General features: G+C 67.4%; 22 protein-coding genes and 1 tRNA gene. 11 read left to right on the plus strand and 12 right to left on the minus strand.

All coding sequences use genetic code 11. The annotated features are described in order from the left end of the window. Positions 1–742: IS3 family transposase (locus JHD63_RS04305; protein WP_198969508.1), on the plus strand; the 742-nt coding region annotated here is incomplete at its 5' end. A 730-nt stretch (positions 743–1,472) separates the two neighbouring features. Here JHD63_RS04305 and JHD63_RS04310 read toward each other — a convergent pair. After that, positions 1,473–2,699, minus strand: coding sequence for a hypothetical protein (locus JHD63_RS04310; protein WP_198969510.1), 1,227 nt, complete (start codon positions 2,697–2,699; stop codon positions 1,473–1,475). Positions 2,700–3,016: 317 nt separating this feature from the next. Between JHD63_RS04310 and JHD63_RS04315 the strand changes: the two genes are divergently transcribed. Beyond that, positions 3,017–3,106, plus strand: a tRNA-Ser gene (locus JHD63_RS04315). A 513-nt stretch (positions 3,107–3,619) separates the two neighbouring features. Then, complete coding sequence (locus JHD63_RS04320) at positions 3,620–5,005, plus strand: sensor domain-containing diguanylate cyclase (RefSeq protein ID WP_198969511.1); 1,386 nt, start codon at positions 3,620–3,622, stop codon at positions 5,003–5,005. 37 nt (positions 5,006–5,042) lie between these two features. On the opposite strand, the gene JHD63_RS04325 is transcribed toward JHD63_RS04320, so the two are convergent. The 6 genes from JHD63_RS04325 to metK form a co-directional block, all read right to left on the minus strand. Continuing rightward, the gene (locus JHD63_RS04325; RefSeq protein ID WP_198969512.1) at positions 5,043–5,831 is read right to left on the minus strand and encodes an ABC transporter ATP-binding protein; all 789 of its coding nucleotides are present in this window, start codon (positions 5,829–5,831) and stop codon (positions 5,043–5,045) included. Between the two features lie 12 nt (positions 5,832–5,843). Further along, positions 5,844–6,593, minus strand: coding sequence for a molybdate ABC transporter substrate-binding protein (gene modA, locus JHD63_RS04330; RefSeq protein WP_198969513.1), 750 nt, complete (start codon positions 6,591–6,593; stop codon positions 5,844–5,846). A gap of 17 nt (positions 6,594–6,610) precedes the next feature. After that, positions 6,611–7,288, minus strand: a complete 678-nt coding sequence (gene modB, locus JHD63_RS04335) for a molybdate ABC transporter permease subunit (protein ID WP_198969514.1) — start codon at positions 7,286–7,288, stop codon at positions 6,611–6,613. 114 nt (positions 7,289–7,402) lie between these two features. Beyond that, the gene (locus JHD63_RS04340) at positions 7,403–7,750 is read right to left on the minus strand and encodes a winged helix-turn-helix domain-containing protein (protein WP_198969515.1); all 348 of its coding nucleotides are present in this window, start codon (positions 7,748–7,750) and stop codon (positions 7,403–7,405) included. A gap of 234 nt (positions 7,751–7,984) precedes the next feature. Then, positions 7,985–8,977 (minus strand): 2-dehydropantoate 2-reductase, encoded by a 993-nt coding sequence (locus tag JHD63_RS04345; RefSeq protein WP_198969516.1) that lies wholly within the window; start codon positions 8,975–8,977, stop codon positions 7,985–7,987. Between the two features lie 451 nt (positions 8,978–9,428). Further along, positions 9,429–10,610: a methionine adenosyltransferase gene (gene metK / locus JHD63_RS04350; protein WP_198969517.1), complete on the minus strand. Its 1,182-nt coding sequence runs from the start codon at positions 10,608–10,610 to the stop codon at positions 9,429–9,431. Between the two features lie 155 nt (positions 10,611–10,765). Between metK and JHD63_RS04355 the strand changes: the two genes are divergently transcribed. Next, entirely contained in the window at positions 10,766–11,611 is an 846-nt protein-coding gene (locus JHD63_RS04355) for a lysophospholipid acyltransferase family protein (RefSeq protein WP_198969518.1), read from the plus strand. After that, on the plus strand, positions 11,608–12,474 hold the full coding sequence (locus tag JHD63_RS04360) for a lysophospholipid acyltransferase family protein (RefSeq protein ID WP_198969519.1): 867 nt from the start codon (positions 11,608–11,610) through the stop codon (positions 12,472–12,474). The genes JHD63_RS04355 and JHD63_RS04360 overlap by 4 nt, the downstream gene beginning before the upstream one ends. A 36-nt stretch (positions 12,475–12,510) precedes the next feature. Here the strand turns inward: JHD63_RS04360 and JHD63_RS04365 are convergent, their stop codons facing one another. Continuing rightward, positions 12,511–13,458: an alpha/beta fold hydrolase gene (locus tag JHD63_RS04365; RefSeq protein ID WP_198969520.1), complete on the minus strand. Its 948-nt coding sequence runs from the start codon at positions 13,456–13,458 to the stop codon at positions 12,511–12,513. Between the two features lie 46 nt (positions 13,459–13,504). Further along, positions 13,505–14,182 (minus strand): ribosome biogenesis GTP-binding protein YihA/YsxC, encoded by a 678-nt coding sequence (gene yihA, locus JHD63_RS04370; RefSeq protein ID WP_198969559.1) that lies wholly within the window; start codon positions 14,180–14,182, stop codon positions 13,505–13,507. Between the two features lie 155 nt (positions 14,183–14,337). On the opposite strand from yihA, the gene JHD63_RS04375 reads away from it, so the two are divergent. The 5 genes from JHD63_RS04375 to JHD63_RS04395 all read left to right on the plus strand — a co-directional run bounded on the left by JHD63_RS04375 (position 14,338) and on the right by JHD63_RS04395 (position 20,397). Beyond that, entirely contained in the window at positions 14,338–14,979 is a 642-nt protein-coding gene (locus JHD63_RS04375) for a c-type cytochrome (protein ID WP_198969521.1), read from the plus strand. Between the two features lie 125 nt (positions 14,980–15,104). Further along, complete coding sequence (locus JHD63_RS04380; RefSeq protein ID WP_198969522.1) at positions 15,105–17,255, plus strand: cytochrome c biogenesis protein ResB; 2,151 nt, start codon at positions 15,105–15,107, stop codon at positions 17,253–17,255. Between the two features lie 26 nt (positions 17,256–17,281). Continuing rightward, positions 17,282–18,625, plus strand: a complete 1,344-nt coding sequence (gene ccsB, locus JHD63_RS04385; protein WP_198969523.1) for a c-type cytochrome biogenesis protein CcsB — start codon at positions 17,282–17,284, stop codon at positions 18,623–18,625. Between the two features lie 107 nt (positions 18,626–18,732). Beyond that, on the plus strand, positions 18,733–19,731 hold the full coding sequence (msrP, locus tag JHD63_RS04390) for a protein-methionine-sulfoxide reductase catalytic subunit MsrP (RefSeq protein WP_198969524.1): 999 nt from the start codon (positions 18,733–18,735) through the stop codon (positions 19,729–19,731). Between the two features lie 21 nt (positions 19,732–19,752). Then, positions 19,753–20,397 (plus strand): protein-methionine-sulfoxide reductase heme-binding subunit MsrQ, encoded by a 645-nt coding sequence (locus JHD63_RS04395; RefSeq protein ID WP_198969525.1) that lies wholly within the window; start codon positions 19,753–19,755, stop codon positions 20,395–20,397. Between the two features lie 96 nt (positions 20,398–20,493). Here the strand turns inward: JHD63_RS04395 and JHD63_RS04400 are convergent, their stop codons facing one another. Both JHD63_RS04400 and lptM read right to left on the minus strand, forming a co-directional pair. Further along, positions 20,494–21,321 (minus strand): MBL fold metallo-hydrolase, encoded by an 828-nt coding sequence (locus tag JHD63_RS04400; RefSeq protein ID WP_198969526.1) that lies wholly within the window; start codon positions 21,319–21,321, stop codon positions 20,494–20,496. Between the two features lie 111 nt (positions 21,322–21,432). Beyond that, positions 21,433–21,720 carry an LPS translocon maturation chaperone LptM gene (gene lptM / locus JHD63_RS04405; protein WP_198969527.1) on the minus strand — a complete coding sequence of 96 codons (288 nt, stop codon included), beginning with the start codon at positions 21,718–21,720 and terminating at the stop codon, positions 21,433–21,435. Positions 21,721–21,731: 11 nt separating this feature from the next. Between lptM and cyaY the strand changes: the two genes are divergently transcribed. Continuing rightward, positions 21,732–22,055, plus strand: a complete 324-nt coding sequence (gene cyaY, locus JHD63_RS04410; protein ID WP_198969528.1) for an iron donor protein CyaY — start codon at positions 21,732–21,734, stop codon at positions 22,053–22,055. A 123-nt stretch (positions 22,056–22,178) separates the two neighbouring features. Here the strand turns inward: cyaY and JHD63_RS04415 are convergent, their stop codons facing one another. Continuing rightward, positions 22,179–24,521, minus strand: a complete 2,343-nt coding sequence (locus tag JHD63_RS04415; RefSeq protein WP_233167607.1) for a penicillin-binding protein 1A — start codon at positions 24,519–24,521, stop codon at positions 22,179–22,181. Positions 24,522–24,753: the final 232 nt, after the last annotated feature.

Consider the following 24,753-nt stretch of genomic DNA (forward strand, 5'->3'; position numbering starts at 1 on the left):
GCACATCAAGGCCATCCATGCCCAGACACGTGGCGGCTACGGCTGGCCGCGCATCTGGAAGGAACTGCTGGCCCGCGGCATCCGCGTGGGCAAGGACCGGGTGCAAAAGCTCATGCAGCGCCATGGCATTCGCGCCAGAGGCAAGCGCCGCTTCAAGGTCACCACCGACAGCCGCCATGACCTGCCGATCTCGCCCAATGTGCTGAACCGCGAGTTCACCGTGAGCGAGCCCGACAAGGTCTGGGTGGGGGACATCACCTACATCGCGACCGACGAGGGCTGGCTGTTCCTGGCGGTGGTGATCGATCTGTTCAGCCGCCAGGTGGTGGGCTGGTCGCTGCGCGAGGACATGACGCGCGACATCGTGATTGACGCGCTACGCATGGCGTGGTTCAAGCGTCGTCCGGGCAAGCAGGCCGGGTTGATCTTCCATAGCGACCGGGGCAGCCAGTACGCCAGCCACGACTTCAGGGACGTGCTCAAGGAGTACGGCATCACCAGTTCGATGAGCCGCAAAGGCAACTGCTGGGACAACGCCTGCAGCGAGACGCTGTTCGGCTCCTTGAAGGTGGAGCGGTTGCACGGCCAGCGCTTGAAGAGCAGGCGCGAGGCGAAGGACGAGACCATCGACTGGCTGCTCTGGTACAACCGTGCCCGACTGCACTCGACGCTGGCCTACGTCAGCCCGATGCAGTTCGAGCAGGACTGGCTTGCCAATCAACCAAGGCAAGCCACCTCATGAGCTCAGCTATGGGATACGGATTCCAGGGGCAAGGTCACTCCTTGAGCAATGCGTAGACCGCCGTGCATGTAGATGGCGATCGTGCGCGGGTTTGAGAGAGACGGAGTCAGTGGGCAGCCAATCCAATGGCGCCACGGCCAAGATGGATGGACGGACGTGAGCCGAGCGTCTCCATCGGGGTGCCTGACCCCACCAAAATGGGGCTGAAACTGTTACAAATTTCCCAATTCAGCCAATAGCGGGATTCGTTGTCCAAATCCCAGTCCGCTCCTGGAAATGGCCCTTGAGAGGGCAAATAGAGCGGAAAACGGGGAAAATATCTCACCATGTGAAAAATCTCCTGGATTTTGTGCGCTGGGGCAGAAATTGCGCAGGCCACATGGGTAAACGCCAAAACTGGAGCGGGCAACGCCTCGTCTCGTCGGCGTGCAATGTAAAGATTTGGTTAACCTGTTACATATTTGGACGGTATTGGATGCGCCCGATGCCCTGGTTGGGCGAGATGTTTGAGGTCAGGAGATTGGGGCGGGGAGAGCCTGGCGCATGAGGGGTAGCGCGAGGGGGAGCGGTGCGGGACGGGCCGCTATGCGATATGGGAGATCAGGCTGCGGAGGTGGGGAAGACTGTTATCTCGGTCGCTTGCAAGAGTAGGTATGACCGCATCGGCAAGTAGCAGCCAAAACAGATATTTCCTGCCTATGGCAGATTCATGGGCGCAGCAGCAATCCACTCAGAATGACACTTTGGGGGATGACGCATTCTTTAAGCGAAAAACCTGCAAGATGTCCAATTGGTCTATTCCCGACAGGCATAAACCACCTTCGATCATTCCGACGCAAAACAGTATCTTCTCTCTTCCGATTTCGCAACCGAACCGCCAGAGTTCTGGGACTGATTGCCTTTGTTCAATCAACAACGATGCTGACACCGAAATACGGCCTGGCATTGCGCCATCTTGGTAGTGAGTGTTGTCCAACTCGATTCTGGCTGCACCACAAGGATTGATTTGCGTTTCGTTCTTACTTGGCGGGGTGCGAGCATCCGAGTAGACGACCCCCAAACCCGATGAAAATGGCGAAAAGAGCATGGCACGAAAACCCTCGTAGGTGACCACACCAACCGCACCTTGGCGCACGCCTATGAGACATTGCGCAATGTGGCGCCAGATCCGAATCAACTGAGCGTACGCGACTGCCAGCGCTTCCGGATCAGGAAGGGTTGGTGCCTCCATGCCGTCTTCCGGCTTGGCGTGAAACAGGTAGCAGCGCATGCGTTCGTACTGATCGAGCAACATGTAATCGACCAAATTTCGACTGTCAGGAAGAAGCGCTCGCATGTCGATTCTTGCAGCCACTTCTCCGAGGACGCGGCGCAGCCATTTGCGCTCGCCCTCGTTCGACCCTTTTGCTCCCACCGTAGACAGCAGAACCTCCAAGCCAAGCCACAGGTTTCGGTAGGCTTCGTACAAATCGCTGCTCGCCTGCGAGAGTCGATAGAAACGTAGCGCTGGAGTCCACACTGCGGATGGCTCTGGTGGGGGCGGCATCAGATTCCCGTCTCGATCGTAGGCAACAGCGGCCATCGAAACACCGAGGACCATATCCTCGGTGGCCATGATTTCCACGATGCGGCGACCGGCATTTGTATAAAGCAAAACATGGTCATCGCCGAGGTCGGCCAACTCTGAAACCTTGGATTGCTCATAGGACAGCAAATCGAGATAGCGCTGGATGCTCTCTGTTCCGGCAGCGATCGTTGCCCGCCTATCGAGCGCTTGCAGTGACCTCGCTACGATGGTGGATTTGCCCTCTGCGCTCTCCACGATCCAGCCGTTAATCTCATCCGACCGGCTTAGCTGACATGGCTTGCGAAGACGATAAGCGACGGCTGCACCGTGATCAGCATGACCTAACGAGTCAGATCTTCCGCTCAGTAAGAACCCATCAATGGTTGCCATCACTGCCTCTGTGCAATATCAAATATAGGCTGCCCACGAACAATTAGGCCATGAATAGCTATCTTTCAGAACCTCAGGCGTTCTGCCTTGCCCTACGCTAGCTCCGCGTCTACCTGTCGGTCTACCCATCGCCCCGGAGTTCAGAGGCTCCGGTCTGGCCGTGGGCCGCACCCTGGTCGCGGTGCTGGAGAACTACCAGAACGCCGACGGCAGCGTGACGGTGCCCGAGGCGCTGCGCCCCTACATGGGCGGCACCGAACTGCTCAAGGCCTGAAAACCGCCAGAAGCCTCTGCTAGAATCCGCGCTTCGACACACAGGAGAGGTGGCAGAGTGGTCGAATGTACCTGACTCGAAATCAGGCGTACGTGCAAACGTACCGTGGGTTCGAATCCCACCCTCTCCGCCAGTAGGCAAATGGACAAGCGGCTCTCGGGCCGCTTTTTCTTTGTCTATGCCATCCGTTCCGCCAAATGGGATCTGATGGTTTCGAACGCTTTCAAATCCCGGACGCACAGCCCGGACATAGGGGGCTCAAGGGGCCAATCGCCAAAGCGCCAGAGCAGATTCGCACCCCCGTGGACGCCTGCTCGGTAGCGAAATCACGCGGCATCCACGAATAGCCGGTTTGTCCCCGGTCCGCATATCCCAGGCAGCTCCAGGCGCCGGCAACGAGCCCTTGACGCGTTCCACTGGGCGTCTTGCCGTGCGTATCTTCCGCATATGCCCGCCTATCCAGGTGCTCTTGCTGGCGTGCGGGATTCTGTTGATGAGACGCCCTGGTGCCGCGGAGAACGCAGCTGGATAGTGGGGCCAGGCCTCCATGACATGTGCTCCGAGGGGCCCTGTCTGTGCATGTTGAGCGCATCGTTTGCGATAGAGTAGCCATCAGGCGCCTCTCACTCCAGACACTCTGTGCCGCATGCTCCAGCATCTCTACCTCGTCGCTAAGCTGCTCGATGCTTTGGGGATCGCCATGTATGTGCTGGACACTGACGACCAGGCGGTGCTCTGGAACAATTCCTTCCTGCGCTTCTTCCCGGAACATGATGGTGCCGTCCACGTGGGCGAGCCGTACCGCGAAAACCTGCGGCGCTTCTACGTGTTGCGGGCACCGGATGAAAGTGCGGAGCAGATCGAGCGCTGGATCGCCGACGGCGTCCGGCGGCATCGCACGCAGACCCAGCCCTTTGTGTTCCAGCATTGTGGCCACTGGTTGCGCGTGTCCTGCGTGCTCCAGCCGGATGGATCGCGCATCCGTATCTGGCACAAGCTCTCGGCGACGGAGGCCTGGCCAAGCGAACGCCGCCCAGAGCAGGGCATGCTGCACGATCTGCATACGCCCGACGCGCGAGACCTGCTGGAGAACGTCGGCCAGGGAGCGCTGGTGGTCGATGAGCAGGACCGCATCCTGTTTGCCAACGACCAATTCGTCTCGATGTACGGCTTCGCCACCAAGGCGGCCGTCATCGGCCGCAGCTATGCGGAGCTGATCATGGCACTCTGGAGCGACGCCGATGCGGAGGAGCGCGCCGTGCGTGCGCAGGATGTGGCCGCTGCGCTGCGCGACGGCTCGCGTTTCCTGGGGGCACCCTACGAGGTACCTTTGCCAAAAGGGCGGTGGATGCGCGTGACCGCCAACCGAACGGCGAGCGGAAACAGCTATGCCCTGCATTCCGACATCAGCGCCGGGAAGCAATATGAAGCGGCGCTGCGGGGCGCCGAGCGTCAGGCGCGCGAACGCGAAGCGCAGTTGCGCGAACTCACCGACCAACTGCGCAGCGAGACCCGCCTTGATCCGCTCACCGGCTTGGCCAATCGGCGCAGCCTGCATGGACAGATGCAGGAACTGGCCCTCAACGCAGGACCGCACAGCCTGCTGTTCATCGACCTGGACGGTTTCAAGGCAGTGAACGACCAGGCCGGCCATGCTGCGGGCGACCAGGTGCTGCGCCAGGTCGCCGATCGGTTGCGCCAGGTGGTACGTGCATCTGACATCGTGGTGCGCCTGGGCGGCGACGAGTTCGTAGTGCTGCTGCGCGATGCGGGGACTGCGCAGGCGCGCGCGGTGGCCCTGAAGATCGTGCAGACCCTGGGTAGCGATGCCTTTGACGCCGACGGTCTGCGTTTTCACGTGGGTGCCAGCGTGGGCGTGCGCACATTCTGCGGGCCAAGCGAAGATCCCGAGAGTCTGGTGCGCGACGCGGATGTCGCGTGCTATCGCGCCAAGCGCAAAGGCCGTGGCTGTGTCGAGTTGCATCCCTCGGGTGGCGGCGTGGCCGGCACGGTCTGCGTGGAGCAGCCATAGCCGTCACCAGCGGCCGTCCCCCGGTCCAGCCCGTGCGCTACGGTGATACAGCGCCCTGCAGCAGGCTGCGCAGCTTCTGCCGCATGGGCGACTCCGCAGGGCCGGCGGGCACCTCGAACTGCTGCAGTGCCAGGTCGCGGCTTTGTCCTTTGCGCAGGTCGATCTCGCGCACCGCTTGCCCCTTCTGGTAGACGAAGGCGACATCCGCCAACTCCAGAACGTCGTCGATGTCGTGGGTGATCATCAGCACGGGAATGTTCCAGCGCTGCCGCACCTGCGCCAATTCCTGGCGCAAGCTGCGGCGCAGCATGGGGTTGAGCGCGGCAAAGGGCTCGTCCAGCAACAGCACCTGCGGCCGGCAGGCCAGCGCGCGGGCCAGGGCGACGCGCTGCTGCTGGCCGCCGGAGAGCGAATGGGGCCGGCTGTGCGCCATGTCGCGCAGGCCGAAGCTCTCCAGCAGGCTGTCGGCCAGGGCCTTGTCCTCGTCGGAGAGGCGGCGCTGCCGCCACGAGGTCAGCCCGAAGGCGACGTTGTCGCGCACCGATAGATGGGGAAACAGCGCGTAGTGCTGGAACAGGTAGCCGATGCGGCGCGCGGGCGGCGCCAGATCGATGCCGGCGGCCGAGTCGTACAGCGTGCGCCCAGCCAGGCGCACATGGCCCGCGCTGGGCCGCAGCAGGCCGGCGATGGCCTGCAAGGTGAGCGTCTTGCCGGAGCCCGATGGCCCGTACAGCGCGGCAAATGGAACGTCGGTGGCAAAGCGGGCCGCCAGATCGAAGCGCCGGCGGCCATCGGCCACCGACAGGCATATATCAACGTCGATCACGGCCGCACGTCCTCAGGGCTTGCCGAAGCCGTAGCGTGCCAGCACCTGCTGCGCCGCGTCGGAATTCAGAAAGGCGATGAAGTCCTGGCCCAGCGCCTTCTGTTTGCTGTCGGCCACGGTTGCCACGGGGTAGCTCACCGGCGTATGGCCCGAGGGGGTCAGCACGATCCTGACCTTGTCGCCGGCGATCGCCGCATCGGTGCGGTAGACGAAGCCAGCCTCGACCTCGCCGCGGCTCACGTAGTCGAGCACCTGCCGCACGCTGTCGGCCTGCACGAACTTGGGCTCCAGCGGTTCCCACAGTTTCGCGCCGTCCAGCACCTGCTTGGTGTAGCGGCCCACCGGCACGGTGGCCGTCTTGCCCACGGCGATGCGCTTGACCGCGGCGCCGCCCAGATCCTGCAGGGCCTTGATGCCGGCGCCGCCCTGGGCCGGCTCGATCAGCACCAGGCTGTTGGTGACGAAGTCGCGGCGGCTGTCGGTGTCGATGAGCTTCTGCTGCGCGGCCCGGTCCATGGTTTCCTGGTCGGCGCTGGCGAACACGTCCACCGGCGCACCCTGGCTGATCTGCTGCAGCAGCGCGCCCGAGGCGGCGAAATTCAGGCGCAGTGTGGTGCCGGGCTTGATCGCCTCGAACTTCGGCGCCAGTTCCTTGAACGCATCGGTCAGGCTGGCGGCGGCGGAGACGGTCAGCTGCTGTGCGGACACCGCCAGCGGAAGCGCCAGCGCAATGACCAGGGACAAGAGACGGGAAGGGCGCATGGAAAACTCCTTGGGCATCAACGAAGGGAAAAGAAGCGGTTCGACAGCACCAGCACGGTGATGGACAACAGCGAGGTGATGACGACCAGCAGCAGCGCCATGTCGTCATGGCCGGCCTGCACCGCGTCGTAGATCGCCATCGACAGCGTCTGGGTCTGCTTGGGAATGGAGCCGGCCACCATCAGCGACGCGCCAAACTCCCCCATGGCGCGCGCGAACGCCAGCAGCGTGCCGGCCAGAATGCCGGGCCAGGCCAGCGGCAGCGTCACGCGCAGGAAAACCGACAGCGGCGACTGGCGCAGCGTGCTGGCGGCGGCCTCCAGCGAACGGTCCACGTTGGCAAAGGCGGCGCTGGCCGACTTGAGCACCAGCGGCAGCGCCACCACGGCCGATGCGACCACCGCGCCGTGCCAGCTGAAGATGATGGTGTAGTCCAGATGCTCGCGCAGCCACGCTCCCAGCGGGCTGCGGCGCCCCGCCGCCACCAGGATGGCGTAGCCGATCACCGTCGGCGGCAGCACCAGCGGCAGCATGCAGGCCGCCTCCAGCACCGAACTGCCGGGAAAACGCTTGCGCGCGAATACCCATCCCAGCGACACACCGGCGACCAGCGCCAGCACGGTGGCCACCGCGGCCACCTTGAGCGAGAGGACCAGCGGAAACCAGTCCGTGGATGCGAGCAGGCTCGGCGTCATGTCGGATGGAATATAACGGATGCCGGCAGCCAGGCAGATGCCATGGCGGCTTTCCCGCCACGCGCCAGTGCAGCCGGCCGCCGGACCGTTCCGCGGGCCGGCGCTGTAAGGCGTTCAGGGCGCCAGCAGCCGGGTCAGCGCCGCGATGTCGGCGGCAGCGGCCGTGCGCGCGGTGCTCTCTATCGCCCGGTAGTGCTGCAGGATCTTCTGGCCGACGGTGGTGAGGGCGGTGCCGCCGCCATGGGCGCCGCCGGCGGCGGTGTTCACGGCCGGGCTGCCGAGCGCGCGGTTCATCTCGTCCACCAGCAGCCACGCGCGCCGGTAGGACATGCCGAGCCGGCGCGCCGCCGCCGAGATGGAGCCGGTTTCGGCAATCGCCTCCAGGAGCTGGACCTTGCCGGGGCCGATGGCGATGCTGTCGTCGCGGTAGATGCGCAGGCGGAACTGCACTTTCGATTTCATGGGAGGCGGCTGCGCGGGGCTATCAAAACCGTAGGGAAAGGCATCGGTATGCCGAGGCGTTTTGCTATTAAAAATATAGCTATAAGCCCAGAACATACCTGGGCTACAGGCCTGAAATGCTTCAAAACCTAAGTGACATGAACAGTGCGGGCACGCCGGATGACGAAACACGCCGTGCGAGACGCGCGCAGCCTTGAGGGGGAGGCGCCGCAGGCGCTTCGGGGGTGTTCCACATCAAGCGCTGGCCGCCTCGGGGTACAGCCCATGCACGCGGCCGAACAGCCGGGTCAGGCCCAGCAGCACGTCGATGTGGGGCGTCGGCACGCCCACGCGGCGGCCCAGCTCATGCGTGGCGGTGACGATGCCGTCGAGTTCGATCGGCCGGCCGGCTTCCACGTCCTGCAGCATCGAGGTCTTGAAGGCGCCAAGCCCGGCGGTGATCTGCTGCCGGTCCTCGGGCGTCTGTGCCACCGGGCAGCCGATGCGCGCGCCGATGGCCGAGGCCTCCAGCATCGCCGCCGAGCCGAAGGCGCGCACCAGCGGATCGGCCAGGATGCGGTCCACCGTGGCGCCGGTGATGGCGGAGATCGGGTTGGTGGTCAGGTTGCCCCAGAGCTTGTACCAGATGTCGCGGCGCACGTCGGGCGATACGGTGACGTCGAAGCCGGCATCGGCCAGCAGCTGGCCGACGCGCCGGGCGCGGGCCGAGTCGCCGCCGGCGGGCTCGCCGACGATCAGGCCGTTGCCCATCTTGCGGTGCACCAGCCCGGGTTCCGGGGTGAAGGTGCTGGCATGCACCACGCAGCCGAGCACCTGGGCCAGCGGTACCGCCGCGGCGATGCGGCCGCCCGGGTCCACGCTGTCGAGCGGCGCGCCATCCACCCCGGGCTGGCCCTGCACGAACCACCAGGGCACGCCGTTCATGGCGGGCAGCACCACGGTGTCGGGGCCGATCAGCGGCGCCAGCCCGGCGGCCGCCGCGCCCAGCGCCGGCCCCTTGACGGCGATGACCACCAGGTCCTGCGGGCCGAGCTCCGCCGGCTGGCTGCTGGCCTCGGCCGGGTGCTGCGCCAGCGCGCCGTCCTCGTGCAGGCGCCAGCCGTGCGTGCGCAGCGCCTCCAGCGTGGCGCCGCGGGCAATGGCGCTGACCTGCGCCTGCCCGGCCGCGGCCAGGCGCGCGCCGATGAATCCCCCCACGGCGCCGGCGCCGACGATGCAGACTTTCATGCGGGATATCTCCTTGCCGGCAAGCCCGGCGACGATGGACGTCCTGGCACTGTAGCGCCAGGCGGCGGCATCGTGCCGGTCTAAGGGGTGCGGGAGGTGTGCCGCTGCCGGCCTGCGCGGCGTCTCACGCAGGCCGGGGGCTTGGCCGAGCCCCGCCCGCCTGGATCGGCGGCGGCGGGGAGCATCGGGGGAAGGGAGGGGAAATCAGAGGACGCGGCGCGAGAGGGATCAGCGCTTGCGGTCGCGGGCGTCGTAGGGCCAGCAGGGGGCGGGACGGTTGCCGTGGGAAGCGTGGATGGGATCGTGCGTGGGCATGGCGGACTCCTTTGGCCTCTCACAACGGGCCGCGACAACACCGGGTTGACGCTGGAGCCGGCCCATGCCGGGACTATTTTGTCGCCACGCAGCGACATGGATGCACCGTCATGGTGCCATGGCGATGCGGGGCGCTTCAGCGGCCCGCGGCCGCGCGCAGCGCCGCCGCCTTGTCGGTCCGCTCCCAGGTGAATTCCGGCTCCTCGCGGCCGAAGTGGCCGTAGGCGGCGGTCTTCTGGTAGATCGGGCGCAGCAGGTCGAGCATCTGGATGATGCCCTTGGGGCGCAGGTCGAAGTGCGCTTCCACCAGCTTGGCGATCTCCGCGTCCGGGATCACGCCGGTGCCTTCGGTGTAGACCGTGATGTTCATCGGCCTGGCCACGCCGATGGCGTAGGCGACCTGGATCTGGCACTGGCGTGCCAGCCCGGCGGCGACGATGTTCTTGGCCACGTAGCGCGCCGCGTAGGCGGCCGAGCGGTCGACCTTGGACGGGTCCTTGCCCGAGAACGCGCCGCCGCCGTGCGGGCAGGCGCCGCCGTAGGTGTCGACGATGATCTTGCGCCCGGTCAGGCCGCAGTCGCCCTGCGGGCCGCCGATGACGAAGCGGCCGGTCGGGTTGATCAGGTAGCGCGTGTCCTTGAGCCACTCCCCGGGCAGCACCGGCTTGATGATCTCCTCGATGACGGCCTCGACGAAGCTGGCCTTCATCTTCGTGGGCGTCTCGCTCTGGTCCGGGCTGTGCTGGGTCGACAGCACCACGGTGTCGATGCTGTGCGGCTTGCCGTCGACGTAGCGCATGGTGACCTGGCTCTTGGCGTCGGGCCGCAGGAAGGGCAGGCGGCCGTCCTTGCGCAACTGCGCCTGGCGCTCGACCAGGCGGTGCGCGTAGTAGATCGGCGCGGGCATCAGCTCGGGCGTTTCGTCGCAGGCGTAGCCGAACATCAGGCCCTGGTCGCCAGCGCCGGTGTTGAGGTGGTCGTCGCTCGCGTGGTCCACGCCCTGGGCGATGTCGTTGCTCTGCTTGTCGTAGCAGACCATGACCGCGCAGCCCTTGTAGTCGATGCCGTAGTCGGTGTTGTCGTAGCCGATGCGCTTGATGGTGTCGCGCGCCACCTGGATGTAGTCGACGTGCGCGTTGGTCGTGATCTCGCCTGCGAGCACCACCAGGCCGGTGTTGGTCAGCGTCTCGGCGGCCACGCGGCTGCGCGGGTCCTGCTCGAAGATCGCGTCGAGGATGGCGTCGGAGATCTGGTCGGCCACCTTGTCGGGATGGCCTTCGGAGACGGATTCGGAGGTGAAGAGAAAGTCGTTCGCCATTTGCATAAACTCCAGTGTTTCGGCTGCGGGCGTTGCCCGGGCCTTTCGGAGCCTTGGCGAACGCTTTAGCAGTTGTGTTTAACGTCGCCCTGCAAGTTGCTCATTTAACTCGGCGACCGGGCCATTCTAGCCGGGCGTGGTCTTTTCTTCCGTCGATGCTCCGCTTCCTTTCCCGCTTCCCGCTTCCCCTGCTGCACGCGCTCGGCGCGGCGCTGGGCTGGCTGGCGTTCCTGGCTTCGCCGAGCTACCGGCGGCGCTTTCTGGCGAATGCCCGGCAGGCGGGCCTGGCCTTTGGCGCGGTGCGCGGCGCGGTGGCGCACGCCGGGCGCATGGTGGCCGAGCTGCCGCGCCTGTGGTTCGGCGCGCCGCCGCCCTGGCGCTGGGACGACGGCGGCTGCATCGCGCGCGCCTATGCGGCCGGGCGCGGCATCCTGTTCCTGACGCCGCACCTGGGCGGCTTCGAAATGTCGCCGCAGGCGCTGGCCGCCGACTACGGCCCGGCGCACGGGCCCATGACCATCCTCTACCGCCCGGCGCGCCAGCCCTGGCTGGCGCGCACCATGGCGCAGGCGCGTGGCCGGCCCCATCTGCTGGCGGTGCCGACCACGCTGGCCGGCGTGCGGCAGATGCTGCGCGCGCTGCGGCGCGGCGAAGCCGTGGGCCTGCTGCCCGACCAGGTGCCGCCCGAGGGCCTGGGCCTGTGGGCGCCGTTCTTCGGCCGCGAGGCCTATTCCATGACCCTGGCCGCGCGCCTGGCCCAGCAGTCCGGCGCTGCCGTATTGCTCGCGTGGAGCGAGCGCCTGCCGCGCGGGCAGGGTTTCGTCGTGCACGTGCAGGAGCGCGCGGCGCCGCTGCCGGCCGATCTGCCGCTGGCGGTGGCCGCGCTCAATGCCGACATGGAGCAGTTGATCCGCCGCTGCCCCGCGCAGTACCTGTGGGGCTACGCCCGTTACAAGGCGCCGCGCGCGGCGCCGCACACCACCGGGGAGATCGCTGCATGAGCGGCCGCGTCGGCATTCTCTTCATGCGCCTGATGGCGTTCCTGCCGCTGTCCTGGGTGCGCGCGCTGGGCTGGCTGCTGGGGCGCGCGCTGTTCGCGCTGCTCGGCAACCGGCGCCACATCGCCCAGACCAATCTGGCGCTGTGCTTTCCGGACATGGACGCGGCCGAGCGCAGGCGCCTCGCGCGGCAGAGCTTCGTCGTCTTTGCCCAGACCTGGCTGGACCGCGGCTGGCTCTGGCACGCGCCGCGCCGGGTGCTGGAGCGGCGCCTGGTGCTGCAGGGCGCGGTGCATGAACTGCAGGGCGATGCCCCGACCATCCTGTTCTGCCCGCATTTCTACGGCCTGGACGCGGCGGCGACGACCATCTCGATGCAGGTGCAGCGGCGCTGGTTCTCCATCTACTCGTCGCAGTCGGACCCGGCGGTGGACGAATGGGTGCGCAAGGGCCGCCTGCGCTTTGGCGACTCGCAGGTGTTCACCCGCACCACGGGCACCAAGACCATCGTCAACGCCATGCGCGGCGGCGGCGTGCTCTACCTGCTGCCGGACATGGATTTCGGCGCGCAGGATTCGCTGTTCGTGCCCTTCTACGGCGTGCCGGCGGCCACGCTGCCCTCGGTGCCGCGCTTTGCCCGGCTGGGCCGTGCCAAGGTGGTGCCGGTGCTGCCGCGGCTCACGCCCACCGGCTACACGGTGGACATCCTGCCGGCCTGGACCGGCTTCCCGAGCGAGGACGTGCGGGCCGACACCGCGCTGGTCAACCGCCGGCTGGAAGGCTACATCGACAGCATGCCCGCCCAGTACTACTGGGTGCACAAGCGCTTCAAGACGCGGCCCGAAGGCGCGCCTTCGGTGTATTGAGGGTGTTTTAGGCCTGTAGCCCAGGTATTTCCTGGGCTATAAGCTATCATTTTTGAGTAGAAAGCCCTGTAGCAGGCGCGCCACCAGCGCCGGCTGTTCGTGCACGATCCAGTGCGTGGCGCGCGGGATGCGCCGCAGCTCCAGCCGGGGCACCCAGGGCTCCAGGCCATCGGCCAGGGAGGGCGGCAGGGCGCTGTCGTCCTCGGCCCAGATCACCAGCGTCGGCACTTCCACCCGCAGCATGGACTCCGGCAGCGTGATGGCCGCGGCGGCCGGGTCGCCCACGCGCGGCGGGCGCAGCGGCGAGGCGCGGTAGTAGTTGCAGCCGCCGGTCAGGCCGGCGCGCCAGACCTCGCGGTACTGCTGCTTCACCGCCGGCGTGAGCCAGCCGGCGCCGTTGGGCGCACCCGGCGTGCCGGGCGCAGCCTCGGCGCCCATGTTCGTGAAGAATTCCCACAGCCGGCGATAGTCGTCGGCCGCCAGCAGCGCTTCGGCGTCCGGCCGGATCAGGAAGTTCATGTAGGCGCTGGCCGCCTGTTGCGCGGGATTGTGCCGCAGTTCGCGCAGGAAGGCGCCAGGATGCGGGGAGTTGAGGATGGCCAGCGTCTTCAGCAGCGCCGGATGCTGGTTCGCCAGGCCCCAGGCGACGGCGCCGCCCCAGTCGTGCGCCACCAGGGCGGCGAGCGGCTGGCCGGGGCCGGCTTCGAGCGTGATCAGCGCGGCGATGTCCTGCACCAGGTGCCTGGCGCGGTAGGCCTCGGGCTCGGCGGGCGCGCTCGACGGGCCGAAGCCGCGCAGGTAGGGCGCCACGCAGCGGTAGCAGCCCTGCGCCGGCTGCGCGAAGTGCTCCAGCAGCGCATCCCAGACGAAGGCGCCCTCCGGAAAGCCGTGCAGGAACAGCAGCACCGGCCGGCCCGGCGTGCCGCTGGCGCGGCAGCCCAGGGTGATGCCGTGCGGCAGCACGCGTTCGTAGGTCTCGATCATGTTCGTCTCCTGGGGCCTGCCTGCGGGGCAGGCCGGGAGGACGAACTTACTCTGCCGCCTGCGGCGCGGGCGTCCCGGCGGTGACGGCGGGAGGCTCGGCGCCGCCGTCCGTCGCGGGCGGGACAGGGTGGGCCCAGCGCCACAGCCGCTGCGCCGCCTCGTCCACGCCCTGGCGCTTGAGCGCGGAGAACAACTGCACCTCGCCGCCGCCGGCATTGAGCTTGGCGATCTGCAGCGCCTTGGCCGCCTCCACCCGTGTCAGCTTGTCGGCCTTGGTCAGCAGCACCAGGAACTTCAGGCCCTCTTCCACGCGCGGGCGGATCACGTCGAGCAGGATTTCGTCCAGCTCGGTCAGCCCGTGGCGCGGGTCGCACAGCAGCACCACGCCGGAGAGGCTTTCGCGGCTGATCAGGTAGTTGGCCATGACGCGCTGCCAGCGCGCCTTGTCGGCCTTGGGCACGGCGGCGTAGCCATAGCCGGGCAGGTCGGCCAGCACGGCGTCCTGCACGCCCTGCTTGCCCAGGCTGAACAGGTTGATGTGCTGCGTGCGGCCGGGCTTCTTGGACGCGAAGGCCAGTTGCTTCTGCTGGGTCAGCGTGTTGATGCAGGTGGACTTGCCGGCGTTGGAGCGGCCGACGAAGGCGATTTCCGGCACCGTGAGCGGCGGCAGGTGGTGCAGTTGCGCGGCGGTGGTGAGGAAGCGGGCGGTGTGCATCCAGCCCATCGCGGTCTTCGCGTCGACGGGCTCGGAGGCGTTGCCGTCAGCGGACGCGGGGGAGGTGGGTGCGGTCATCGGGGAAACAGGAGAGCGACTGGCGGAGTGCGCCGGGCCGTCATTGTAGAATCAGGAAGTTTGCGCACATAAACAAGACCCTCGATATGAAGTTGCTCGCCTCTTTGCTGACGGTTGCCGCGCTGGCATCTTCCGCCCTGTCCGTCTCCGCTGCCGATGGCGCTCCCGCCGCGCAGCAGAAGGCCGCCAAGCCCGACCTGGCGCAAGGCGAGGCAAAGTACGGCGCCATCTGCGCCGCCTGCCACGGCGCGGACGGCAACTCGGCCGTGCCGGCCCAGCCCAAGCTGTCGCAGCAGCACCCTGAATACCTGATCAAGCAGTTGCAGGAATTCAAGGAGGGCAAGCGCAAGAACGTGGTCATGCAGGGCATGGCCGCGCTGCTGAACGAGGACGACATGCGCAACATCGCCTACTGGGTCGCGGCCAAGCCCGAGAAGCCCGGCTTCGCCAAGGACAAGGAACTGGTCGTCATCGGCGAGAAGATCTACCGCGGCGGCATCGGCGAGCGCGGCGTGCCCGCCTGCGCCGGCTGCCACAGCCCCAATGGCGCTGGCATTCCGGCCCAGTACCCGCGCCTGGCCGGCCAGCATGCCGACTACATCGCCACCGAACTGATGGCCTTCCGCGACGGCGTGCGTACCAACAACGCGGTGATGAGCGGCGTGGCCGCCCGCCTGAACGACCGTGAAATCAAGGCGCTTGCCGACTACGTCGCCGGCCTGCGCTGAGCGCCTGTGCTGCACTGCAGCGTGAACTAACCGCCGACAAACACTCCAAGAAGGGCGGGTCCATCATTCGGTGATGGCCCGCCCTTCGTCCGTTCCATCTCCCGCCGCCTCGTTCCAACCGTCCCATGTCCGTCTCCACCCACGGTATCCGCGTCCGGTCCGGCTCGCATGTGTTGCGCGCCGCGGTGGAACTGCTGTCCTCGATGCGCTTCGCGATCTCGCTGCTGTCGGTGATCTGCATCGCCTCGGTCATCGGCACGGTGCTGCAGCAGCAGCAGCCCTATGGCAACTACGTCAACCAGTTCGGACCGTTCTGGGCCCAGGTGTTCGACGCGGCCAAGCTGTACCGGGTCTACAGCGCCTGGTGGTTCCTGCTGATCCTGGCCTTCCTGGTGGTCAGCACCTCGCTGTGCATCGCGCGCAGCACGCCCAAGATCCTGGCCGACCTGAAGCTCTACAAGGAGAACATCCGCGAGCAGAGCCTGCGCGCCTTCGGCCTGCGCGCCGAGTCGGACCTGGCGGAGACGCCCGAGGCCGCGGCCCGGCGCATCGGCCGGCTGCTGGCCGGCGGCGGCTGGAAGGTGCGGCTGCAGGAGCGGCCGACCTCCGCCGGCATCGGCTGGATGGTGGCGGCCAAGGCCGGGGCGGCCAACAAGCTGGGCTACATCGCGGCGCACAGCGCCATCGTGCTGGTGTGCATCGGCGGCCTGCTCGATGGCGACCTGGTGGTGCGCGCGCAGATGCTGCTGCACGGCAAGACCGCCTACAACGGCGGCGGCATGATCGCCGACGTGGCGCCCGCGCACCGGCTGGGGCCGAACAACCCGACCTTCCGCGGCAATCTGCTGGTGGCCGAGGGCACGCAGTCCAGCAGCGCCATCCTGAACCAGTCCGACGGCATCCTGGTGCAGGACCTGCCGTTCTCGGTCGAGCTGAAGAAGTTCATCGTCGACTACTACTCGACCGGCATGCCCAAGCTGTTCGCCAGCGAGATCGTGATCCACGACAAGGCCACCGGCGAGTCGCATCCGGCGCGGGTCGAGGTGAACCACCCGGCGAGCTGGCGCGGGGTGGAGATCTACCAGTCGAGCTTCGACGACGGCGGCTCGCGCGTGGTGCTGGACGCGGTGCCGATGCACGGCGCGCGCCAGCCGGTCAAGCCCTTCGAGATCGAGGGCCGCATCGGCGGCAGTTCCGAACTGAGCCAGGGCGCGGGCGGGCAGAAGCTCACGCTCGAATTCACCGCGCTGCGCACCATCAACGTCGAGAACTTCGGCCGCCCCGGCGACAGCGGGCTCGATGTGCGCAAGGTCGACCTGCGCCACGCGATCGACGAGCGCCTGGGCGCGGCCAACAAGACCGTGACCAAGAAGGAGCTGCGCAACGTCGGCCCGAGCATCACCTACCGCCTGCGCGATGCCGCGGGCCAGGCGCGCGAGTTCCACAACTACATGCTGCCGGTGGATACGGGCGACGGCGTGCCGGCCTTCCTGTTGGGCGTGCGCGCCTCGGCCGCCGACGAGTTCCGCTACCTGCGCATCCCCGTGGACGACCAGGGCGGCATGGACGGTTTCCTGCGGCTGCAGCAGGCGCTGGGCGACCCGGCGCAGCGCGAGCAGGCGGTGCGGCGCTATGTGGCGCACGCGGTGGACCCGGCGCGGCCCGAGCTGGCCCGGCAACTGGAGCTGTCGGCCGCGCGCGCTCTCTCGCTGTTTGCCGGCGAAGCCGCAGCCGTGCCCGGCGCCGCGGGCGGCGATGACGGGCCGCGCGGCGGCCTGCAGGCCCTGTCGGACTTCATGGAGGCCAATGTGCCCGAGGCCGAGCGCGCGCGCGCCGGCGAGGTGCTGGTGCGCATCCTCAACGGCGTGCTGTTCGAGCTGGTGCAGCAGACGCGCGAGCAGGCCGGCCTGGCGCCGCTGCCGGCCGACGAGCAGACCCGCGGCTTCATGACCCAGGCGGTGCTGTCGCTGTCGGACGCGCTGCTCTATCCGGAGCCGATGGCGTTCCGGCTGAAGGACTTCACGCAGGTGCAGGCCAGCGTGTTCCAGGTGGCGCGCGCGCCGGGCAAGACGGTGGTCTATCTGGGCTGCGGCCTGCTGATCCTGGGCATCTTCGCCATGCTCTACGTGCGCGAGCGCCGCCTCTGGGTGTGGCTGGCGCCGCGCGGCCCGGACGCGCACGCCGTGATGGCCCTGTCGGCCAACCGCAAGACAATGGAGGGCGAGCGCGAGTTCGCGCACCTCCGCGACAAGCTGCTCGGCACCGCACCGGGCTAGACCGTAAAGAACAGAACGAGGCCCCCATGGACACCGCCACCGCCCCCCGCAACGACGCTCCCCGCACGCTGACGCTCAACGAAGGCTTCCTCGCGCGGCGCACCTGGTTCGACTGGGGCTTTGCCGCGCTGGTCGTGGCCGGCGGCCTGTTCGCCCTCATGCGCTATGGCGCCTACATGGACGTCTACGAGAAGGGCATCCTGCTGGGCTCCCTGCCGGCGGCGGTCTGGCTGGGCTGGTTCTGGCGCCCGCTGCGCCTGCTGATGCTGGTGGTGGCGGCGCTGGCGCTCCTGGGCATCGTCTCCTACCAGGGCGACCTGGGACGCGCCGAGAACGTGTTCTGGCTCAAGTACCTGCTGTCGAGCCAGTCGGCCATCCTGTGGATGAGCGTGCTGTTCTTCATGAGCACCATCTTCTACTGGATCGGCATGTTCTCGCGCGGCGAGGGCACGGCCATGTCCCTGCTGGGCTCGCGCATCGCCTGGGTGGCGGTGACCATGGCGCTGGTGGGCACCATGGTGCGCTGGTACGAGAGCTACCTGCTCGGCAGCGACATCGGCCACATCCCGGTCAGCAATCTGTACGAGGTGTTCGTGCTGTTCTGCTGGCTCACCACCACCTTCTACCTCTACTACGAGGACCAATACCGCACCCGCGCGCTCGGCGGCTTCGTGCTGCTGGTGGTCAGCGCGGCGGTGGGCTTCCTGCTCTGGTACACGGTGGTGCGCGAGGCGCACGAGATCCAGCCGCTGGTGCCCGCGCTCAAGAGCTGGTGGATGAAGCTGCACGTGCCGGCCAACTTCATCGGCTACGGCACCTTCGCTCTGTCGGCCATGGTGGCCTTCGCCTACCTGATCAAGCAGCAGGCCGGCGAAACCCGCTGGTACCGGCTCGCGCCCCTGTGGGCGCTGGGCGTGGTGCTGTGCTTCGAGCCGATCGTGTTCCGCAAGACCGTGACCGAGGCCGGCGGCAGCTACTGGGCGGTGTACTTCGGCATTTCGGCGCTGATCGTCGCCGGCATCCTGGTCGGCCGCAAGCGCATCGCCGGCAAGCTGCCGCCGCTGCCGGTGCTGGAAGACGTGATGTACAAGGCGATCGCCGTCGGCTTTGCCTTCTTCACCATCGCCACCGTGCTGGGCGCGCTGTGGGCGGCCGAGGCCTGGGGCGGTTACTGGAGCTGGGACCCGAAGGAGACCTGGGCGCTGATCGTCTGGCTCAATTACGCGGCCTGGCTGCACATGCGCCTGATGAAGGGCCTGCGCGGCGCCATCTCGGCCTGGTGGGCGCTGGTCGGCCTGGCCGTGACGACCTTCGCGTTCCTGGGCGTGAACATGTTCCTGAGCGGCCTGCACAGCTACGGAACCTTGTAGGGCGCAGGGCATTCCGACACGGGTTGAAACCAGGCCGGTGCCGCGCGCGTAGTCTCATCGGCACACCGCCTGTGTGAACAGAGCCCAATTCGTCGATGAGGTACGCCATGCCGATACGCCCCCGCTCCCAAGGTTTGCAGCACCCGCTCCCGAGCGAGATCACGCCGCGCGGCGTCTACGAGGACCGGCGCGCGCTGATGAAGCTGCTGGCCGGCGGCGCCGCCGGCAGCGTGCTGGCGGCCTGGGCCGGGCGCGAGGCTCTGGCGCAGACGGCGCCGCCGGGCAAGCTGGCGCCGCTGCCCGGCGCGCCGTCCAAGGTGGCCGGCGCCATGTCCCTGGACAAGCAGACCGACTACAAGGACGCCAGCAGCTACAACAACTTCTACGAGTTCGGCACCGACAAGTCCGACCCGGCCCGCAACGCGCACACCCTGCAGACCCGGCCCTGGAGCGTGGAGATCGAAGGGCTGGTGAAGAAACCCGGCAGGTACGCCATCGAGGACCTGCTCAAGCTCAGCGCGATGGAAGAGCGCATCTACCGCCTGCGCTGCGTGGAGGGCTGGTCCATGGTGATCCCCTGGGTCGGCTATTCGCTGTCGGCGCTGATCGACAAGGTCGAGCCGCAACCGGGCGCGAAGTTCGTCGAGTTCGTCACCCTGGCCGACAAGAAGACCATGCCCTTCGTCGGCTCCGCCGTGCTCGACTGGCCCTACACCGAGGGCCTGCGCATGGACGAGGCCATGCACCCGCTCACGCTGCTGGCCTTCGGCATGTACGGCGAGGTGCTGCCCAACCAGAACGGCGCGCCGGTGCGCATCGTGGTGCCATGGAAGTACGGCTTCAAGTCGGCCAAGTCCATCGTCAAGATCCGCTTCCTCGACAAAATGCCGCCAACGGCCTGGAACAAGGCCGCTGCCAACGAGTACGGCTTCTATTCCAACGTCAACCCGAACGTCGACCACCCGCGCTGGAGCCAGGCGACCGAGCGCCGCATCGGCGACGGCAGCGGCCTGTTCGCCAAGCGGCGCAAGACCGAGATGTTCAACGGCTACGAGCCCCAGGTCGGCCAGCTCTATGCCGGCATGGACCTCAAGAAGAATTTCTGAGTCCGCAGCCGGACGCCGTCCATGCAGAAGCTGCTGCTGCACCCGGCCGCCAAGCCGCTCGTCTTCCTGCTGTGCCTGCTGCCGTTTGCGTGGCTGTGCTATGGCGTCCTCGCCGACCGCCTGGGCGCCAACCCGGCCGAGGCGCTGATCCGCTCGGCCGGCGACTGGACGCTGCGCTTCCTGTGCATCGTGCTGGCCGTCACGCCCCTGCGGGTGTTCAGCGGCTTGACCGCGCTGGCGCGCTACCGCCGCATGCTGGGCCTGTTCGTCTACTTCTATGCCGTGCTGCACCTGCTGTGCTACGGCGTGTTCGACATGGACCTGGACCTGGCCGCGATCGCCAAGGACATCGCCAAGCGGCCCTTCATCCTGGTCGGCTTCGCCGCCTTCGTGCTGCTCACGCCGCTGGCCGCGACCTCGTTCAACCGGGCCATCAAATGGATCGGCGCGCGGCGCTGGCAGTGGCTGCACCGGCTGGTCTACCTGGTGGCCGGCCTGGGCCTGCTGCACTTCTTCTGGATGCGCGCGGGGAAGAACAACTTCGCCGAGGTGTTCATCTACGCCGGCATCATCGGCGTGCTGCTGGCCTGGCGCGTGGTGCAGGCCCTGCGCCGGCGCCCGGGCCCCTGGCGGGCGCCGCGCGCCGGGGTGCTCACTCAAAAATGATAGCTTGAAGCCCTGGCAATTCGTGCCATTCAGATTGCTTTGTGCTTGAAGTCAGCATTGCACCAGGGCTTCATGCTATTTAATGCATAGCGACATTCACCCGCCGACCGCGCGCAGCACCGGTGCCGTGCGGCGTGAATGCGGGTCGATCACCGTCTGCGGCAACTGGTAGGCGCGCTCGTCGAACAGGTCGATGCCGCAGGCCAGCGTCTCGATCCAGTCCAGGAAGTCGCGGATCGCCGCCGCGCCGCTGATCGGCGCGCCATGCTGCGGCACCAGCATGGCGATGTCGAGCTGCCGCACCATGCGCACCCACAGCCGCAGGATCTTGTTGGACACCATGTAGCGCCGGTGAAAGCCCTCCATGAAGCGAATGTGCGGCGCCAGCTCGGTCACCGGCGTCTTCGCCTGCTGGCCCGACAGCATCGACACGCCCAGATCGCCGGTGAACAGGATGCGGCTGACCGGGTCGTAGAACTGGAAGTTGCCTTCCGAATGCATGAAGTGCGCCGGCAGCAGCCACAGTTCGTGGCGCCCCAGCGGCAGACGGCCGCCGCCGTCGGGCACGCCGACCACCCGGTTGTCGGTCTTGCCGACCTTGGTGAAATGCGGCGCGAAGCGCTCCCACACGCGCGAGATGACGAGCAGGCCGGAGGTCGAAGTCATCCAGCGGTCGAGCGAGCCGATGATGTCCGGGTCCGCGTGCGAGGCGATGACGTAGGCCAGCTTGTGCGGGCTGAAGTGCCGCGACATGCCCACGTACAGCTCGTTGAAGGCCAGGTTGCCCCCTGGATCGATCACCGCGCCGGTATCGCCGTCGACGATCAGGAACTGGTTGGACTGCACCGCCTGGCCGTCCTCCTCGATCAGGTCGGTGAACATCAGGCAGGCGTGGTGGTCGTCGCGGTACAGCTCTACGGGCATGGCAGGGCCGCGCCGCCAAAAGGGCGCGCGAGGCCCCACGGATGCTAGGCCGCGCGGCCGTGCGCCGCGTTGATCCAGGTCAGGGGATCAGTGGCAGAGCCGCAGAAGGGCTCAAAGGCCTCCTGCGCCGGGAAAGGACATCTCCGGCACCAGGTTCTGGTCCGGCAGCGTCGCCGCTGGCGCGGGCGGGGAGGTGTTGGCACTGCTGGTGGCGGCCGCCGCCGGTTTGTCGGGCGCACCGAACACCTGGCGCTTGAGGGTTTGCGGCAGGGTGGCGCGCTGCGCGGCCAAGGGCCCGGTCGGGAGCATCAGCGGTCCTTTCTGCCCGCAGGCCGCCAGCACCGCCGCAATGCCGGCAAGGGCAATGGCTCTCACTAGAATTCCGGGGACATTCAACATCCGCAAATTGTATGACCGACCTCGAATTCCTCGACCTTGCCGAGCGACTGCTGCAGAGCGTGGAGGAAAGCTGTGACCGCATCAACGACGCAACCGATGCGGACCTCGACAGCCAGCGCGTGGGCGGCATGGTGACCCTGACTTTCCGCAACGGCAGCCAGATCGTGCTGAACATGCAGAAGCCCCTGCACGAACTGTGGCTGGCCGCGCGCTCCGGCGGCTACCACTTCAAGTGGGACGGCAGCGCCTGGCAGGACACCAAGGGCCAGGGGGAACTGCGCGCAATCCTCGCGCGCGAGGCCAGCGCCCAGTCGGGGCTGCCGCTGTCCTTCTGAGCCGCCGCGCCGCCCCTGCCCACCAGGAACAGCGCGGAACCGGCTCTGCCGGGCCGCTGGTGTTGCCCCCTTTGAGGGGGTTGGCGAAGACACGAAGTAGCGAAGCCTGGGGGTGAACTAGTTCTAGTTCTTGAACAGGTCCAGGATGCGGTTGCGCTCCTCGGCGGGCGGCGGCGCCTGCACCGCACTGGCGTCGGATGTCGTGTCCGCGCCCAGGCTCGGGATGCCGCCGTTGCGCGCGTATTCCTCGTAGAACCACTCGCCGCCGACGTTCACCACGCCCGAGGGCGGCGTGATCTCGGCCACCGGCACGCCCTTGAGCGCGTATTCCATGAAGCTGACCCATACCGGCAGGCTCAGGCCGCCGCCGGTCTCGCGGTCGCCCAGGCTGCGCGGCGTGTCGTAGCCGATCCAGGTGATGGCCGCGATCGTCGGCTGGAAGCCGGCGAACCAGGCGTCCATCGAGTCGTTGGTGGTGCCGGTCTTGCCGTAGATGTCGGGCCGCTTGAGCATCTGCTGCGCGCGCGCCGCGGTGCCCGAACGCGCCACGCTCTGCAGCAGGCTGTCCATGATGAAAGCGTTGCGCGGGTCGATGGTCTGGTTCGACTGGTCGAGCACCGGCGGCGTGGTTTCGAGCAGCACGCGGCCCTTCTGGTCGGTGACCTTGGCGATCAGCCAGGGATTGACGCGGTGGCCGCCATTGGCGAACACGGCGTAGGCCGCGGCCATCTGCATCGGCGTGACCGAGCCCGCGCCCAGCGCCATGGGCAGGTAGGCCGGATGCTTGTCGGCATCGAAGCCGAAGCGCGTGATCCAGTCCTGGGCGTACTTGGTGCCGATCGACTGCAGGATGCGTATGGACACCATGTTCTTGGACTTCTCCAGCGCGCGCCGCATGGACATGGGGCCGTCGAAGCCGCCGCCGTAGTTCTTCGGCTCCCAGGGCTGGCCGCCGGTGGTGCCGGCGTCGAAGAACAGCGGGCCGTCGTTGATCACCGTGGCCGGCGTGAAGCCCTTCTCCAGCGCCGCGGAATAGATGAAGGGCTTGAAGCTCGATCCCGGCTGGCGCCAGGCCTGGGTGACGTGGTTGAACTTGTTCTTGCCGAAGTCGAAGCCGCCCACCAAGGCGCGGATGGCGCCATTGCGCGGATCGAGCGCGACGAAGGCGCCTTCCACCTCGGGGATCTGCGTGATTTCCCAGGTGTCCTTGGGCGTCTTGACCACGCGGATCACCGCGCCGGGGCGCAGGCGGATGTTGGGCGCGGCCTTCGGGCTCAGGCCCGACTGCGCCGGCCGCAGGCCCTCGCCCGTGATCTCCACGCGGTCGCCGCTGGGGCGCAGCGCGACGATCTTCTTCGGGTCGGCCGATAGCACCACGGCGCCCAGCACGTCGCCGTTGTCAGGGTGCTCGGCGAGGGCGTCGCCGACCGCGTCTTCCTGCTCCTTGGGGTCGCTCGGCAGGTTGATGAATTCCTCGGGGCCGCGGTAGATCTGGCGGCGCTCATAGTCCATCAGGCCCTTGCGCAGGGCGCGGTAGGCCGCCTCCTGGTCGCCCGCGCTGACGGTGGTGTAGACGTTGAGCCCGCGCGTGTAGGCGTCGTTGCCGTACTGCGCGAAGATCAGCTGGCGCACCATCTCGGCGATGTACTCGGCATGCACCCGGCCCGCGTCGGGGCCGCTGCGGATCTTCAGGTCTTCCTTGCGCGCGGCATCGGCCTGCTCGCGCGTGATGAAGCCGGTTTCCTCCATCCGGTCGATGATGTAGAGTTGGCGAGCGCGTGCCCGGCGCGGGTTGCTGATCGGGTTGTTCGCCGTGGGCGCCTTGGGCAGCCCGGCGAGCATCGCGGCCTCGGCGATGGTGATCTCCTTCAGCGGCTTGCCGAAGTAGGCCTCCGACGCCGCGGCAAAGCCGTAGGCCCGATTGCCCAGGTAGATCTGGTTCATGTAGATCTCGAGGATCTGGTCCTTCGACAGCAGATGCTCGAGCTTGAAGGTCAGCAGGATCTCGTAGATCTTGCGGGTGAAGGTCTTCTCGGACGACAGGTAGACGTTGCGCGCGACCTGCATGGTGATGGTCGAGGCCCCCTGGCTCTTGGCGCGGTTCAGGTTGGCCAGCGCGGCGCGCACCATGCCCTTGTAGTCCACCCCGCCATGGCTGTAGAAACTGCTGTCCTCGGCCGCCAGCACCGCGTCCTTCATGGTCTTGGGAATGTCGCCCACCGGGGTCAGGTTGCGGCGCTCCTCCCCGAATTCACCCAGCAGCGCGCCTTCCGTGGAGAACACGCGCAGCGGCAGCTTGGGCCGGTAGTCCGCCAGGTCGGAGATGTCCGGCAGGTTGGGGTAGGCCACGGCGAGCGCCACGGCGATCACCAGCAGCAGGGACACCGCCCCCGCTGCGGCCAGCCCGGCCAGGGCCAGCAGCGCGCGCAGCACCCAGGTGAGCCCACTGGCGGGCTGCAGCGACATGAGCTTGCGATCCTGGGAGTTGTCCGTTGGAGTGGAGGAGGAGGGCATGGGGGCTCGGTTGGGGGCAACCGCTCATTATAAAAATCGCGCCTGTCCGGCGGCGTGTCAGCAAATCCTCACAGTGCAAGCGTGTGTGATCACTTCGCCGGCACGCCGCAAACGTGTTGTTTTGGCAACGCGCTGCCGGTGCCCGGAATCCCAATACCTTGGCGGATGGGAAAAGGTGCTGATA

The sequence above is a fragment of the Xylophilus sp. ASV27 genome, from assembly GCF_016428875.1.
In the GTDB taxonomy this organism is placed as follows: domain Bacteria; phylum Pseudomonadota; class Gammaproteobacteria; order Burkholderiales; family Burkholderiaceae_C; genus Xylophilus.

What these genes read in the sequence shown, in the direction of transcription:
- JHD63_RS04345 (WP_198969516.1), bottom strand. Translation starts at nt 8,977, where the DNA reads ATGAAAGTCTGCATCGTCGGCGCCGGCGCCGTGGGGGGATTCATCGGC.
- JHD63_RS04310 (WP_198969510.1), bottom strand. Translation starts at nt 2,699, where the DNA reads ATGGCAACCATTGATGGGTTCTTACTGAGCGGAAGATCTGACTCGTTA.
- JHD63_RS04380 (WP_198969522.1), top strand. Translation starts at nt 15,105, where the DNA reads ATGTCCGTCTCCACCCACGGTATCCGCGTCCGGTCCGGCTCGCATGTG.
- JHD63_RS04355 (WP_198969518.1), top strand. Translation starts at nt 10,766, where the DNA reads ATGCTCCGCTTCCTTTCCCGCTTCCCGCTTCCCCTGCTGCACGCGCTC.
- JHD63_RS04365 (WP_198969520.1), bottom strand. Translation starts at nt 13,458, where the DNA reads ATGATCGAGACCTACGAACGCGTGCTGCCGCACGGCATCACCCTGGGC.
- JHD63_RS04360 (WP_198969519.1), top strand. Translation starts at nt 11,608, where the DNA reads ATGAGCGGCCGCGTCGGCATTCTCTTCATGCGCCTGATGGCGTTCCTG.
- JHD63_RS04340 (WP_198969515.1), bottom strand. Translation starts at nt 7,750, where the DNA reads ATGAAATCGAAAGTGCAGTTCCGCCTGCGCATCTACCGCGACGACAGC.
- metK (WP_198969517.1), bottom strand. Translation starts at nt 10,610, where the DNA reads ATGGCGAACGACTTTCTCTTCACCTCCGAATCCGTCTCCGAAGGCCAT.
- cyaY (WP_198969528.1), top strand. Translation starts at nt 21,732, where the DNA reads ATGACCGACCTCGAATTCCTCGACCTTGCCGAGCGACTGCTGCAGAGC.
- modA (WP_198969513.1), bottom strand. Translation starts at nt 6,593, where the DNA reads ATGCGCCCTTCCCGTCTCTTGTCCCTGGTCATTGCGCTGGCGCTTCCG.
- lptM (WP_198969527.1), bottom strand. Translation starts at nt 21,720, where the DNA reads ATGTTGAATGTCCCCGGAATTCTAGTGAGAGCCATTGCCCTTGCCGGC.
- JHD63_RS04395 (WP_198969525.1), top strand. Translation starts at nt 19,753, where the DNA reads ATGCAGAAGCTGCTGCTGCACCCGGCCGCCAAGCCGCTCGTCTTCCTG.
- JHD63_RS04415 (WP_233167607.1), bottom strand. Translation starts at nt 24,521, where the DNA reads ATGTCGCTGCAGCCCGCCAGTGGGCTCACCTGGGTGCTGCGCGCGCTG.
- yihA (WP_198969559.1), bottom strand. Translation starts at nt 14,182, where the DNA reads ATGGGCTGGATGCACACCGCCCGCTTCCTCACCACCGCCGCGCAACTG.
- modB (WP_198969514.1), bottom strand. Translation starts at nt 7,288, where the DNA reads ATGACGCCGAGCCTGCTCGCATCCACGGACTGGTTTCCGCTGGTCCTC.
- ccsB (WP_198969523.1), top strand. Translation starts at nt 17,282, where the DNA reads ATGGACACCGCCACCGCCCCCCGCAACGACGCTCCCCGCACGCTGACG.
- JHD63_RS04320 (WP_198969511.1), top strand. Translation starts at nt 3,620, where the DNA reads ATGCTCCAGCATCTCTACCTCGTCGCTAAGCTGCTCGATGCTTTGGGG.
- msrP (WP_198969524.1), top strand. Translation starts at nt 18,733, where the DNA reads ATGCCGATACGCCCCCGCTCCCAAGGTTTGCAGCACCCGCTCCCGAGC.
- JHD63_RS04375 (WP_198969521.1), top strand. Translation starts at nt 14,338, where the DNA reads ATGAAGTTGCTCGCCTCTTTGCTGACGGTTGCCGCGCTGGCATCTTCC.
- JHD63_RS04400 (WP_198969526.1), bottom strand. Translation starts at nt 21,321, where the DNA reads ATGCCCGTAGAGCTGTACCGCGACGACCACCACGCCTGCCTGATGTTC.